Consider the following 13,025-nt stretch of genomic DNA (forward strand, 5'->3'; position numbering starts at 1 on the left):
TACAAAGAATCGATATTAATTGAGCTGGTATAAAATACTTGAAAGGAAGTAAATACAAAAAAACCACCTAGAGGTGGTTAATTGCTAATTTCAAACCATAACTGATTTAAATTTAGATGGTGCCCAGGGCGGGACTTGAACCCGCACAGCCTAAAGGCCGAGGGATTTTAAATCCCTTGTGTCTACCGATTTCACCACCTGGGCTAAATTTTCGTTCTCAAAAACTTGGATAAATTATTAACTTACCCGGCTAACCCATATATTTGATATATTGTAGTCAGCTAAACTTAAAATAAAACACTTAATCGTGTTTAGATTACTTTAAGATGGTGCCCAGGGCGGGACTTGAACCCGCACAGCCTAAAGGCCGAGGGATTTTAAATCCCTTGTGTCTACCGATTTCACCACCTGGGCTAAATTTTGGAGGCGCGTCCCGGAGTCGAACCGAGCTACACGGATTTGCAATCCGGTGCATAACCGCTTTGCTAACGCGCCTTATCCGAATTTCTTTCGAAATTTGGAGCGGGAAACGAGACTCGAACTCGCGACCCCGACCTTGGCAAGGTCGTGCTCTACCAACTGAGCTATTCCCGCATAAAGCTTCACTTTTCAGCTTATGCTTTTCAAACTGGCTGATTTACTTATTTATTTTCGTAAACCATGTTGCCGTTCGATGCGTTGCATTCTACTGATTTCACCTATCGAGTCAATACAATTATTTAAATAATTGGATCGTTCGCTGTTTTTTCAATCATTTCGATCACGCTTCGCTCAAATCGGCCCATGCAGCCTTTAAATATTGGAACATTGACCAAAATGTTAAGATAGCCGCAACATACATTAGTGCAATTGAAAGATTTTCAATTAATGGCGTTGGACGCCACAATAGACCGACTAATGACATCATCTGAGCAGTTGTTTTAAATTTACCAATCCAAGAAACGGCCACACTGCTGCGTTTACCAATCTCTGCCATCCATTCACGTAAAGACGAAATAATGATTTCACGTGCAATCATCGTTGCTGCAGGCAAAGTTACATACCAAACATCATAACTTTCTGTAACTAATACTAACGCCGTTGCAACCATAACTTTATCGGCAACAGGATCTAAAAAAGCACCAAACTTTGTAGTTTGCTTCCACAACCTTGCTAAAAAACCATCAAACCAATCAGTTACCGCTGCAATAACAAAAATAAGCGCACATGCAAACGGCCCCCAAGCGACAGGGAGATAAAAGGCTAATACAAAAAACGGTATTAGGATGACGCGAAATAATGTCAACCACGTTGGTATGTTTAATTTCATCACGCTCACTAACTTTTTGACCAAGTTGGATATTATGAATATGTTGCCCTAAGACACTCACTGTTTCAATGCATTATAAATCTTTTCTGCAAGGGCGTATGAGATCGAGGGCACTTTTGCGATTTCTTCTATACTTGCATTACGTAAAGGTTGTAACCCACCCATATATTTTAGCAACATCTGCCGACGTTTTGGCCCAACTCCCTCGATTGACTCTAATGCACTCGTACTTTTGACTTTTGCTCTTCGTTGCCGGTGCCCCGTAATCGCATGATTATGTGACTCATCTCGGATATGTTGGATAACATGCAAAGCGGGAGAATCAGGTGGTAGTGAAAAACCTTCGCCCTCAGGCTTTAAAAATAACGTTTCAAGCCCTGCTTTGCGGTCACTACCTTTAGCAACACCAATTAACAATGGGTGTTTTTTATCCCAATCAACCTCAAGTGAATTAAATACATCCTTTGCCTGCCCTAGTTGCCCTTTACCGCCATCGATAAAGATAATGTCAGGAACTTTGCTTTCATCAATGTGTTTACCATATCGGCGCGTTAAAACTTGGTGCATTGCTGCGTAATCATCACCAGGAGTGATACCAGTAATGTTATAACGACGATATTCAGATTTCACTGGACCCGATTTATCAAACACAACACAAGAAGCGACGGTTTGCTCCCCCATCGTATGCGAGATATCAAAACACTCCATACGGTTGATATTTTCTAAATTAACCACTTTTGCAAGCGCTTCCATGCGCTGTTGCACCGTCGAGTGTTGTGCAAGTTTAGTTGAAAGTGCAATCGATGCATTCGTTCTCGCTAGTTTTAAGTAACGAGCTCTCACACCACGAGGCTGACTTTGAATATTAATTTTGCGCCCAGCGACCTCTGAAAGAGACTCCGCTAATAATTCTTTTTCTGTTAATGCAAAATCTAATAATATTTCGCCAGGTAACGTTCTATTTTCACTACCTTGCAAATAAAACTGACCTAAAAAGGTTTGAACCACTTCCTCAAGCTGTGTATCTGTTGGAATTTTGGGGAAATAGCTGCGACTTCCAAGCACTTTCCCTTGGCGAATAAAAAGTACATGCACACAAGCAAGGCCAGATTCAAAAGAAACACCAATAACGTCCAGATCATCGCTGTCACCCGATACATATTGCTCCTCAGTGACTGCCCTGACTGCTTGAATTTGATCTCTAAAACGCGCTGCATCTTCAAAACGTAGCTCTAAACTTGCCTTTTCCATACGGTCAACTAAGCCAGCCAAAACTTGTTTATCTTTTCCGGTCAAAAATAAACGGACATATTCAACTTGTTGGTTATAGTCTTCATCGGAAACTAAACCTTTGACACAAGGGCCTAGGCAACGGCCAATTTGATATTGTAAACAAGGCCTTGAGCGATTTCGATACATGCTATCTTCACATTGACGTATTGGAAATAACTTCTGCATTAATGCCAATGTTTCCCTTACTGCATAAGAGCTTGGGAAAGGACCAAAGTACTCACCTTTAGCATGTTTCGCCCCTCGGTGCATCGAAATTCTAGGGTGAGCTTCGCTGCTTAAAAATAGATAAGGATATGATTTATCGTCGCGTAACAATACGTTATAACGTGGTTGGTACAACTTAATATAGTTGTGTTCAAGTAATAGTGCTTCTGTTTCAGTATGAGTCACCGTCACATCAATAGAGGCTATCTGCTTAACCAGCTGCTCTGTTTTGCGGCTCCCCACATTTTCACGAAAATAACTTGATAAGCGCTTTTTAAGATCCTTTGCTTTTCCTACATAAATAACCGTTTCCCCAGCGTCATACATACGGTATACACCAGGTTGATTAGTCACTGTTTTTAAAAAAGCCTTTGGCTCGAACTGTTCTGACACTCGAATAAACCCTGTTTTGCTGTAATTAAACCATAACTGATGGCTATATGAGTTAATTCTACATCACTACAGATATTAAGTTTACTAAACATTCGATATCGATAGGTATTGACTGTTTTAGGGCTCAAGGAAAGTGACTCTGCCACCTGCTTGATAGGCATTCCCTGAGTGATCATCAACATAATTTCTAATTCACGCCCTGATAATAAATCATATAAATCTTGTTGATTACTATAGATTAACCGCTGAAGAGCAAGGTCTTGGGCAATATCTGGAGATATAATCCGTCGTTTAACACTCACAACTTGGATAGCTTCAATGATATCCTCTTCTGTCACATTGATACTTAGTAAACCGAAAATACCGAGATCTAACGCTTTTAAAAAAAACGAAGGATTATTTCTGACATTGTAAATAATGATCCCGACATCCGGCTGAGTTCGACGGAGTGTTTGTATGGTTTTTAGTGAGTCATAGCGGAAACTATCACTGCTGATTAAAATCATATTTGCTTTTTGGCATCTATTCCATGTAACCACATGTTCCACTGATGGAAAAGAAGCAACAACTTTATAGCGTATATGACGTGAAAAAAACGCTTCAAAACCACGAATTGCAATATTATTATCGTCAATTATTATTATATTAATCAATTAATTCCCCTATTGGACTTTTAAATTAATTGCAAAAATAATAAATGAATAAATAAAAAAATTATATACACTTTTTTGTTTATCTTTGTTTTATTAAAAATAACATTAAATTATAATTTAAAGGAATGATTCGTGGTGATTAATAATTAAAGACCACCTTATTGAGTGGTCTTAATATTAAAAATAAAATGATACGCTATTTTTTTCCAACTAAACGACAGATGGTTTCTGATACTAAATAGCTTTTCTCAAAAGAACGGACAGGTAGAAACTCAAAGCATGAGTGGAAATTAAGTGCTCCCGTAAAATAATTGGGAGTTAAAATGCCTCTTGCCGATAAAGCAGAACCATCAGTACCACCACGCATCGGAATTACCTTAGGCTCAACCTCTTGGATTTTCAGTGCTTCAAAAATTAAATCGATCGCTGTACGGTCATCTCCCAATGAGTCACTAATATTGCTATACACATCAACAATATTACACTCAATTTTTGCACGCGGATGACGAGCTTTTATTAAATCAATCGCTTGTTCTATAAAACGTTTCCGTGCCGCAAAGCTATGGCGGTCAAAATCACGGATCGCCATTTTAATTTTAGCGTTATCTGGGTTTGCGATTAAATCTGTGACATAAAAATAGCCTTCGCGATGCTCTGTGTGTTCTGGGGTATCAAAGCGGTCAAAACAACCAATAAAATCATGTGCAACACGAATAGGATTCAACAATACATTCTTAGCTGACATGGGATGTGCGGTAATACCTTTAATTGAAACCTCGATAGAAGCGGCATTAAACGTTTCATACACAACCTCACCAAGTGCGCAACAATCAATGGTATAAGCAAAATCAACGTTAAAGCGGGATAAATCCATAATTTTAGAGCCACGCAGGCCAATTTCTTCATCCGGTACAAACGCAACGTAGATATCGCCACAATCAAAATCAGCATGCTGCAGCTTATTCATTAATTCCATAACAACCGTTACAGCGGCTTTATTATCGGCACCCAGAACGCTGGTTCCATCACTAAAAATAATATCTTCACCAACATAAGGAGCTGCTTCTGGATGCTCTGCTACCTTAAACCAAATATTTTCTTTTTCATTTAAACATAAGTCATGACCTTCATACTTCAAGGTTTGAGGCTTAATGATGGGAGATAAACCAACATCGACCGTATCTAAATGAGTTACAAAACCTATTTTTGGTGCTGAAGGTTTATTTCCTGGGCGCATTGCATATAAGATGGCATGGTCATCAATATAAACATCTTTGAGACCATAACTTTCAAGCTCTTGCGCTAATAATTTTGCTAGTTCACGTTGCCCCTCTGTACTTGGAACAATCGTGCTTGCTGCGTCACTTTGGCTCTCAATCGCGAGGTAGCGGTAAAAACGCTGCTCTAATTGTTTACCTAATTCGTTCATTTTATATTCCTTGCATTAACTATACTTACCCTATCTATTTATTTAATAGACAGGGTATTGGCTCTACCTATTGTGCAGGATGCCACGTGTAACCGCTATCGAAACCAATTGGGATATCAAAAGCCCAGAACAAATATAATGTTGAAGTCAAAATAATTAATAACCCAACAGTGAATGGGATCATCATTGAGCACAATGTTCCTATTCCTGCATTTTTATAATATTTTTGACAATACATCAGAATTAACGGATAAAACGGAAACATCGGTGTGCTCACGTTCATCGCAGAGTCACTGACACGAAATGCTGCTTGTGTTAATTCAGGTGAAATTCCCACAGCCATTAGCATAGGTACCAATACTGGCGCCATAATTGCCCATTTAGACGTCGCTGAAGTAATCATAATATTTAAAATAGCGGTTAATAGAATTACTCCAAAAACAGTCATTCCAGATGGCATATCGAGTGTACGTAATAACTCAGCCCCTGAAAGCGCCAATAATGTGCCTAAATTAGAATGTTGAAATGAATATAAAAATTGGGCAGCAAAAAAAGCGAAAACAATAAATGGGATAAGTGATTTAGTAATATTCTCCATTGCTTTAACAACATCTTTTGTTGATGTAAAAGATCTCGTCATGTAGCCATAAACAATGCCTGGCAAAGCAAAGAAAATAAACAGTAAAGGCACAACAATTTGCATAATAGGTGCTTTCGGGCTAGTTAAGCTACCGTCAGGCCCACGTAATGGTGAATTTTCTGGCCATAACAATGCAAATAACCCGATACCTAAAGCAATTAGCACTAAACCTGCAATTCGAAAAGCACGATTTTCAGCAACAGTAATTTTACCTAAATCTTTTTCAGAATCAGTGTCAACTTCATTTAAACTGATCGGGCAGTTTTTATTCAGCCATGGCTCAACAATTTTTTCAGTGATAAACCAGCAAGTAAAAATAACACCAAATGTTCCGCCCAAACTAAAGAAATAGTTACATAGAACATTCACGCTATAACCTGGCGCTAGCATTTGCGCAGCATCTTGCGTAAAACTTTGCATTATTGGGTCAATAATTGATGGTGTATAGCTTGCAGTAAATCCACCTGCTAAACCTGCAAATGCAGCAGCAATCCCAGCTAACGGGTGACGACCACTCGCATAAAACATCATCGCTGCAACTGGCATTAAAATGACATAGGCAGAATCCGAAGCAATATGAGAAACGATCCCGACAAATACTACTGTAGGCGTTAGCATTCTAGGTGAAATAAACGACAGCATTTTTTTCAATGCAGTATTAATAAAACCACTACTTTCCGCAATACCAATACCTAACGTTGCCACTATCGTTATACCAAGAGGAGGGAAGTTAATAAAATTTTTAACTGCCGCAGTAATAAATAATATTATTTCCTCATACTGAAACATATTAACTATAGCGATTTTATCTTTTGAAATAGGATGGTAATAACTAAAATCTACGAAAGAAAGCAGATAAGATAAAAACCAACATATAATCAGGGCATAAACAAACAGCATAGTCACATCAGGCATAACATTACCAATGCGCTCAACACGGTTTAAAAACCCTTTCTTCTTGGGGAGTGTTTTTGTTGTCATATTTACAAGCTACTTATGTTATTAGAATAGAAACTTTATAACAGTAAATAACCTATATATAAAAGTAAAATACTTTTGTGATTAGTTTTAACAGGATAAACCAGTTTCAAAATAAAATATTAGAAATTTTTATATTAATTTTAATTACCAAATATCACATATCTTAAATTTTATTAATTTATAGATTTAGATGCAGAATATATAGCTTAAGTATTTGCCTTCGATGTCACACATACAAAAAAAGGAATAATAATTACACCTTTTTTTGCATGCCAGTAAATTATATTAATGTATGCTATTCACGCTTTAATTTTTCAGTGTTTGCAATATAAAGTGCAACAACAAGTACTAAAATTGCTCCTGCATGCAAAAGCGTTGTCATTGGGTCACTATGGTCAACAATAATTAAACGAATTATTGCCGTTATACCTATATATATAAAGTACCTTAATGGGAAGTGATACCCTGACATAAAATACTTTATAATCAAGGCAATAAACTCAAAATACAGAAAATAAATGACAATGCCTTCTAATAATTCATAGGCCGTTGCCCCTTTTGAGCTACCAAACATTAATGAGGCCATTGTTACCGTTTCTTTAGCTAAAAAGAATACAAGTACAGCAGCGAGTGAGATCAAGCCAATATTTAGTATCCATTGTAGTACCCACGCAATATTACTCGCATGACGCATTCCTTTCATACTATTCATTTGTTATCCCTCTGAACAACGTTTAAACCTAGTTATTTTCTTAATTGTAAAACAAATTTAAATCACTCGCATGACAAACAAGAAATTAATTTAACGAATAGTATCAAAAAATACAGTCTGAACAGCTACCGTTAAACCCCTTATGGCTTACTATTAACGTAATAATTAGAAATTTTAATCCGATGACGGTGACATCATTTCCATAATGTCTTTCTCTGTCAACATGGGCGTTTTTTCTACAAAATTATAATATTGGGGCTTACTATCTATGTAAATCTGCATACTCATTTGCGCATCTTTACTCTCTTTAAATAAGGTTGCTGATACATAGTATGTTGACGGTGAAAGTAAATGGTAAAAAAGGTGTGAACCACAATTCTTACAGAATGCACGCTCTCCCCATTCGGATGATGCAAAGATCGTCACAGCTTCTTGCCCCTCTACTATTAAATCGTTACCACAATCAACACTAAAACCTGGGCCACCATTCCATTTTTGACACATTCCGCAATGGCATACACTGACATGGCTAATATCTTTTGCTGTTGTGATTTTTACAGAACCACATAAACATTGGCCTTGATGCATAGAATTTCCTTTATTTAGATAGCTGATTTATTACTCAATATGAATATAACCACAGTAAAAATTTAGTTATTACTTACTTTGTATCTATTCTAAATTGCCGACCAGTAAAACGTTTATCATTAATAATATTACGCAGTTGAGAACTATCAAGCTCTTTTGTTTCTCGTTCAAACTCTATGTCTGCTTCACTTTGGTTTGTATTTTGTAACACATACTCATACGTCACTTGATTATGTGCTATAAATTCTGTTAATACGGTATTATTTGCAGCTTGAGCTACTATTGAAGAACCGGTCAAAATAACAATCACAATAAATATACGAGCCAGTAATGTTCTTTCCATCATTATCTCCTATTTCGTTATGATTGTTTTAGCGCAAATCCTTGTCAGAAAAAACAGACTAAAGGTAAGTGTGCTCATGCTTGAGTAAAGAGATGTCAGAATTGTCAAAGACGTAAATTGGAACCAAATAGGGTACTATTCCCTATTTGGCTAATAAAAATATCTAGTTATAACTCTTCATGATTAGCTTTATCTGAAGAATTAACTTCTCTTAATAAATACCAGCAAAAATAGATCAATACTAAGATACCAATAAATAACAGTATCCATAAAGTAATTGTCAACCAGTTAAAATTATCATCAGCCTCTTCTACTGAAGTTAATCTATCTACCCCTCCCAACTCAATGATTGTGTTATCAAGAAATAACTGGGGGTAATTCGTCATTAATTCATCAATACTATCTGGTTTTCCTACAAGCTGACTTGTGGTTAATTTATCAAAGCTTGCTTGTTTATTTCCCCAAACAAGCAAATATGGCGAGGGACCTTGTAAATTAAAAATAAGGTTATAAGCATCTCGTTTTCCCGTTAATCTTGGCGGTTGATCCTCCCAACTGCCTTTGAGCGCAGAAATTTTTACTTTCCCTACCATTTCGCCATAAAGTGCAGTGCTTGGATTACTGACTAAATCACCATCTATTGTTTGATTATAGGCGACAATATTAGTGAGTAATTTCCAGCTTTCACCGCGATCAGATGAATACTCGATTTTTAAGGGGATCACGCGGTTTGGTTGTTGCAACTGTATTTGTAATTCACTTAACGGCAGTGCTCTAGGTAACTGATAGATTATATGATCTTTTGAAACTCCATCGTTCGTCATCTCAAAATGAAATAGTTCTTGACGGTGAGTTGAATTGAATACGCTAGAAGTTGCATCTACTTTTAATAAATCGGGTATAACAATATCTGGAGCACTTACAATTACAGCCATAAGATAAGGTGCATTTAATGCTTTTGAATTACCATTCAATAATTCAATATTATTACTTACAATAGTTTCAGAATTTAATTTTAAATTCATAATTGGCTGGTTCGATGCTACATTTAACCAATTTTCTTTATCATCGCTAGCAAAAATAGATACCTTTGCCTGCCACTCTTTCTCACTTTTAGCCCAGTCTAATGTCAGGCTCTTAACGGGGGCATCTTTAGTTTGGTTTTGATTTCTCGTTAATAAATAAGCCTGATAAGCAACATTATCTTTCACTTGCATACTAGGCAACTCAATTCTATTCACTTTACCTGGGATAGATTCGACTAGTAGATGTTGCCTTTCTCTACGCACATCATCATCGGAATTAACGCTGTCAACTTGGGTCACTAAACGTTGTGGTGTAAAAACCACTTTTTCATTAGAGACGGATTTTTCAGTATCAGAAAATAATACGGAAGGCATTTCATTACCAGTGCCATTAAAAACTCGAACATCTTGCAACGTTTTAGGGTACGCTGAATTAATATACGCATTTGCGGGAAGCTCTAACCAATAAAAAGGGGTCGATGTATCAAGCACATTTATTTCTGAGCCTTGATAAAAACTATAAGGTGTCGTCTCTTCTACTGTCTCTGCATTCATGTAACTAGAAAATAATGATAAAGAGAGGACAGCAATAAACTTTCCTAGTCTTGTGTTTTTTATTAAACTCATGGTTGCATCTCCTGTTCGACTTTCCCTTTTGCTTCTTTTGGTGGTAATGGCGAAAAATACCCAACAATTAAAATTAACAATGCAACACCAATAAAGGAAATTGCACGAGAAATACCACCTTGCCCATAAATATCAATTAAGAATAACTTGGCAATAACACATGCAAAAATACCTGCCCCTATAAACCAGCAAATACGGTTTTTCTTGAGAGCGGCAACAATAATGCAGGCTAATGCAGCCAATGCCCAACTGATAGAAAGTACAGTTTGTACTAAGCGCGAATCATAGAGGGTTTCATAATTCCAGCTCAGTGCTGCGAAATCTGCTGTTGCACGAATTAAAATACCGTTAAACCAATAAGCAGAAAGTGCAATAGTGGCCACTAATAAACTACGCAGAACCCAAAAATTAACCGCTGTCACTTTACGTATTTTCTGCGTGAACCCTCTACGTATCAAAACTAGCGCCGCTATACTAAATAACCCAGCTTCATCTAATGGATTGATTAATGGTATATAACTCCAAAACGTCAGTTTGCCATCTTCTAAATTAGCATAGCTAGACAATATAATTAGCCCGACAGCGACAGGAAGCATCGAATACCAATAAATCAGACCATTTCGTTTCATCGGTGGCATTCTACTTTGTTGTAGCCAATACAGAACAATAATGGTTAGTGTTATGGCCATGATATACATAAAATACCCGACTTCGTGCATTCCCCAAGGTAAAATAGAAACGAACCAATTTACTTGAGTACCAATAAACGCAAGAATTAACCATAAATTAGCGCTATGGAGACATCTTTGCATCCAGGGGTCACGAAGCTTATATGCATGAATAACAAATAAAACAGAACTGCCCAAAACAACTGGCCATATAAGAGAACCTTCGCCACGTCCCATTGGGTTTTGGTCGTTAACGAAATCTAAACTAAGATAATAATAGCCCGCAATCCACAAGATAGATTGGCACAGTAACAACGGCACCCAATTAATATGGATAGCATATAAACGCCAAAACCAAACAGAAATAACAACCAAGACTAAAATAATAAAGCCTTCAGATTCACGGCTCCACGATAAAATATCGGTAAATAAAGGTAACCAACAAAACCACGTTACCAACCCTATAATTAAGAAACCATAACTAAATAAAGTAAAGTTACTATCTTCTTTACGGCGAGTATGGAAAAGCCCACCCGCCATAAAACATGCGACTAATAGCACTGGAACCATATAAGTACTACTGCGACTCCAATATAGATAAGGATAATCACTTAATAAAGTAATTGCGCTAATAACTATCAATAAAGAGCCAATCGCCGCCATTTTTTTCTGGTTTTGCTGTAAACCAAACCAAAGGATTAACAGACCTTCTAATGACCAAATAATGGAGGTCCACTCAAATGTTAACGCTAGTGGAATAGCTAACGTGATAAATCCAGCACCAATAATAATATTTGCTAATGCCATATTCTTGCCAGCAGATTTATAGCGTTTATGCACTTGCAAACCAGTAACCAGATATAACAAGCCTATCATCAGAGAAATAAAGGCCGGCAGCAAACCTTCCCCTTGTGAAATAAAGAATTGAAGAGCAATACTGACAAAGGGAGGAACAAACAGAAGCGTATTATCAACAATAAGTTGCTTGCTATGTTCAAAACGTAGTGAAAATAGTTGAGTTAAAGCATTAAATACGACTAAATTAGCAATAATAAAGAGTTGGCAGGATAAATAATAGTCTGGCTGGTAATTATCTACCCCCCATAAAACGGCAACGCCATAAGTCATCACCATACCGACTAAATTTAAAGGGCGCCAAGCCTGCCACACACTAATAACTAAAATACCAATAGATAGCATCAGGTAATAAGAAAATAAAACAACATGGCTTCCACCACCAGTCGATAGTAATACAGGTGCTAAATACCCGCCTATTGATGCCAAAACCGCTAAGCTAATCGTTCGCTGCAATAAGGCCAAAGCAATACTTGCAGCACAAATAAGCAACATAAATGCAAATGCCATTCCATATGGCACCATCGTATATAATTTAAAGGCAGCAAAAATAGTGATATACAAGCAGCCTATTGCTCCCCCTTGTAAAATCAACCCAAATAATGCCTTTTTATTCCGTAACCACCAGCCAACGCCAAGTAAGCCTAAGCACCCTACTGCACTGAAAATTAAACGCATTTGTGGTGAAATAATGTCATTTTGCACGCTATAATTCAGTAAATACGCCACACCTAGGAATAACAACAGAATACCTATTTTCGCAACAGGATTTCCTTTTATTAACCAGCTAAAGAAATGGCTGAATATTGATTTATCATGACTAACCGCATTTTGATTATTTTGATCTGTTTTACGTTCATTATGATTAAACCGATTTGGGTCTATTTGCGGTGCTGTCGAGTTATCAAACCTATTTGAGTTGATGTTTTCATTAATTGGAGAGCGTTCGAGAGGATCTTCATAAACAGTTTGTTCCGTAATGGGAACCGAGCTCGCATTACTAGATAAAGCATGATCAGATAAACCATGTTCTTTTTCAGCCTGCTGATAAGTAGCATGGCTCATTGAGAAGACATCTTGTTTTTCATCGAAGCTTGGTTGGGGAGCCGTTACATCATCAACAGATACACTTTGTGAGGGTTTAGAGTTAGAAAGGAGAGCTTCTAATGAGGAAACCTTCTGATTTAATAGCGAAATTTGATACTGCAACCGACCAGTTCGATTGATGGCAATGATAGCAAGTATCGGAGCTAGCACTAGCAGAAAAACTAATACGAGTCCTACTAGTATCCAAGTATCCACAAA

10 protein-coding genes and 4 tRNA genes are annotated in these 13,025 nt (G+C 37.2%); all 14 read right to left on the reverse strand.

Translation table 11 applies throughout. From position 1 onward, the window contains the following. Positions 1 to 117: 117 nt before the first annotated feature. Positions 118 to 204 (reverse strand) — tRNA-Leu (locus PR809_RS00685). Between the two features lie 123 nt (positions 205 to 327). Continuing rightward, positions 328 to 414 (reverse strand) — tRNA-Leu (locus PR809_RS00690). A gap of 7 nt (positions 415 to 421) precedes the next feature. Next, positions 422 to 495, reverse strand: a tRNA-Cys gene (locus PR809_RS00695). A 23-nt stretch (positions 496 to 518) separates the two neighbouring features. Next, positions 519 to 594: transfer RNA gene (locus PR809_RS00700), tRNA-Gly, on the reverse strand. A 166-nt stretch (positions 595 to 760) separates the two neighbouring features. Further along, positions 761 to 1,309: a CDP-diacylglycerol--glycerol-3-phosphate 3-phosphatidyltransferase gene (pgsA, locus tag PR809_RS00705; RefSeq protein ID WP_102139271.1), complete on the reverse strand. Its 549-nt coding sequence runs from the start codon at positions 1,307 to 1,309 to the stop codon at positions 761 to 763. 57 nt (positions 1,310 to 1,366) lie between these two features. Beyond that, positions 1,367 to 3,199, reverse strand: a complete 1,833-nt coding sequence (gene uvrC / locus PR809_RS00710; RefSeq protein ID WP_102139272.1) for an excinuclease ABC subunit UvrC — start codon at positions 3,197 to 3,199, stop codon at positions 1,367 to 1,369. Continuing rightward, positions 3,166 to 3,852, reverse strand: a complete 687-nt coding sequence (locus PR809_RS00715) for a LuxR C-terminal-related transcriptional regulator (protein ID WP_206276898.1) — start codon at positions 3,850 to 3,852, stop codon at positions 3,166 to 3,168. Before PR809_RS00715 ends, uvrC begins: the two co-directional genes overlap by 34 nt. Before the next feature lie 196 nt (positions 3,853 to 4,048). After that, entirely contained in the window at positions 4,049 to 5,281 is a 1,233-nt protein-coding gene (gene pepT / locus PR809_RS00720) for a peptidase T (RefSeq protein ID WP_102139274.1), read from the reverse strand. Between the two features lie 67 nt (positions 5,282 to 5,348). Next, entirely contained in the window at positions 5,349 to 6,902 is a 1,554-nt protein-coding gene (locus tag PR809_RS00725; RefSeq protein WP_102139275.1) for an AbgT family transporter, read from the reverse strand. A 295-nt stretch (positions 6,903 to 7,197) separates the two neighbouring features. Next, the gene (psiE, locus tag PR809_RS00730; protein WP_172412229.1) at positions 7,198 to 7,605 is read right to left on the reverse strand and encodes a phosphate-starvation-inducible protein PsiE; all 408 of its coding nucleotides are present in this window, start codon (positions 7,603 to 7,605) and stop codon (positions 7,198 to 7,200) included. Between the two features lie 183 nt (positions 7,606 to 7,788). Further along, positions 7,789 to 8,202 (reverse strand): GFA family protein, encoded by a 414-nt coding sequence (locus PR809_RS00735; protein WP_166266981.1) that lies wholly within the window; start codon positions 8,200 to 8,202, stop codon positions 7,789 to 7,791. Positions 8,203 to 8,275: 73 nt separating this feature from the next. Then, a complete protein-coding gene (locus PR809_RS00740) occupies positions 8,276 to 8,545 on the reverse strand; it encodes a hypothetical protein (protein ID WP_102139277.1) in 270 nt (89 codons plus the stop codon). A 167-nt stretch (positions 8,546 to 8,712) separates the two neighbouring features. Next, on the reverse strand, positions 8,713 to 10,197 hold the full coding sequence (locus PR809_RS00745; protein WP_166266977.1) for a DUF3999 family protein: 1,485 nt from the start codon (positions 10,195 to 10,197) through the stop codon (positions 8,713 to 8,715). Further along, on the reverse strand, positions 10,194 to 13,022 hold the full coding sequence (locus PR809_RS00750; protein WP_206276550.1) for a DUF2339 domain-containing protein: 2,829 nt from the start codon (positions 13,020 to 13,022) through the stop codon (positions 10,194 to 10,196). Before PR809_RS00750 ends, PR809_RS00745 begins: the two co-directional genes overlap by 4 nt. Positions 13,023 to 13,025 lie beyond the last annotated feature (3 nt).

The sequence above is a fragment of the Providencia sp. PROV201 genome, from assembly GCF_028479545.1.
GTDB classification, from domain to species: Bacteria; Pseudomonadota; Gammaproteobacteria; order Enterobacterales; family Enterobacteriaceae; genus Providencia; species Providencia huaxiensis.